The following is a 1,510-nucleotide window of genomic DNA, read 5'->3' on the forward strand; positions in this document are numbered from 1 at the left end:
AGAAAGTTCTAATCAGGGCTGTTGGGCATCCAGACCGAGTCCGGCAGGTGGGCCTCGCCGCGGCCGCGTAGGTGGCAGGTTGCCGGTCGTGGTTCGAGCTGCCCGCGCGGTGACCCCTGAGAAAGTTCTGAGCCTTCGAGCTCCCGGATGAGACTGGGGCCCGCGCGGGTTGCTGGGATCGCGAACGGCTCCATCGGAGGGAAGGCCACGAGCCTTGTGATTAGGGCGCCGCGCGTTCCCGGCTAGGCCGCCACCTGCACTGACAGGTCACTGGTGATCGAGGGAGCACCGGAGTGAAAGCGTTCTGCGGGATCGACTGGGCCGAGGACCATCACGACGTCGCCGTGGTCGACGAGGCCGGCCAACTGCTGGCCAAACGCCGGATCAACTACAGCGCCGAGGGGTTCGAGGAACTGCTGAAGCTACTCGCTGACGTCGGAGACGACCCCGACGACCCGATCCCGGCGGCGATCGAGACGCCCCGTGGACTGCTGGTCGCGGCGCTGCGGAGCACTGGCCGGAAGGTCTTCGCCATCAACCCGATGGCGGTGGCCCGCTATCGAGAGCGCCATTCGGTCGCCCGCAAGAAGTCCGACCACATCGACGCGATGACGCTGGCGGGCATCCTGCGCACCGACGCGCACGCCCACCGGCCACTGCCCGACGACACAGACCTGGCCCGCGCCGTTGCGGTACTTGCCCGGGCCCACCAGGACGCCATCTGGCGGCGGACCCGCGCGTCCAACATGCTGCGGTCGCTGCTGCGCGAGTACTTCCCGGCTTTCCTGGTCGCGTTCGCCGGCGACCGCTCCACCAACCTGGCCGGGCGCGATGCCCGCGCCGTCCTGGCACTCGCGTTCACCCCGTCGGCAGCCGCCAGGCTGTCGCGCACTCGCATCGCCGCGGCGTTGCGGCGGGCAGGTCGGCAACGCGGCATCGACGACCTGGCCCGCCGGATCCAGCAAGCCCTGCGGCAGCGGCAACTGCATCAGCCGCCGCTGGTCGAGGACGCGATGGGTGAGCAGGCCCGTGCGCTGCTGGCCGTCCTGGACGCCGAATGCGCCAACGTCGACCGGCTCGGCCAGGCGGTCGCCGAGGCATTCGCCCAGCATCCCGACTACGAGATCATCACCAGCTTTCCCGGCCTGGGCGACGAGCTGGGCGCCCGGCTGCTGGCTGAGATCGGCGACGACCGGGCTTGGTTCGCCGACGCCAGGGCGCTGAAGGCCTACGCCGGGTCGGCGCCGGTCACCCGCGCTTCGGGACGAAGCGTGTCCATCACCCGGCGCTCGATCAAGAACAACCGCCTGGCCGCCACCGGCTTCAGATGGGCGTTCTGCGCATCCGCCAAAGCCGGGCCCCCGCGCAGCCATTACCAGCAGCGACGCGACCACGGAGACCGGCACGCCGCCGCACTGCGCAACCTGTTCAACCGGATGCTCGGCCAGCTCTACCACTGCCTCCAGACCAGGCAGCTCTACGACCCGATCAAAGCCTTCACCCCGCCCGT

Annotated in this window: 1 protein-coding gene; it reads left to right on the top strand. The window is 69.9% G+C overall.

The window, feature by feature from the left end:
• Positions 1 to 293 precede the first annotated feature (293 nt).
• Positions 294 to 1,510, top strand: a 1,217-nt coding sequence (locus E1284_RS40625) for an IS110 family RNA-guided transposase (protein WP_131945423.1), incomplete at its 3' end; no start/stop codon positions are given.

The organism is Actinomadura bangladeshensis, assembly GCF_004348335.1.
In the GTDB taxonomy this organism is placed as follows: Bacteria; Actinomycetota; Actinomycetes; order Streptosporangiales; family Streptosporangiaceae; genus Spirillospora; species Spirillospora bangladeshensis.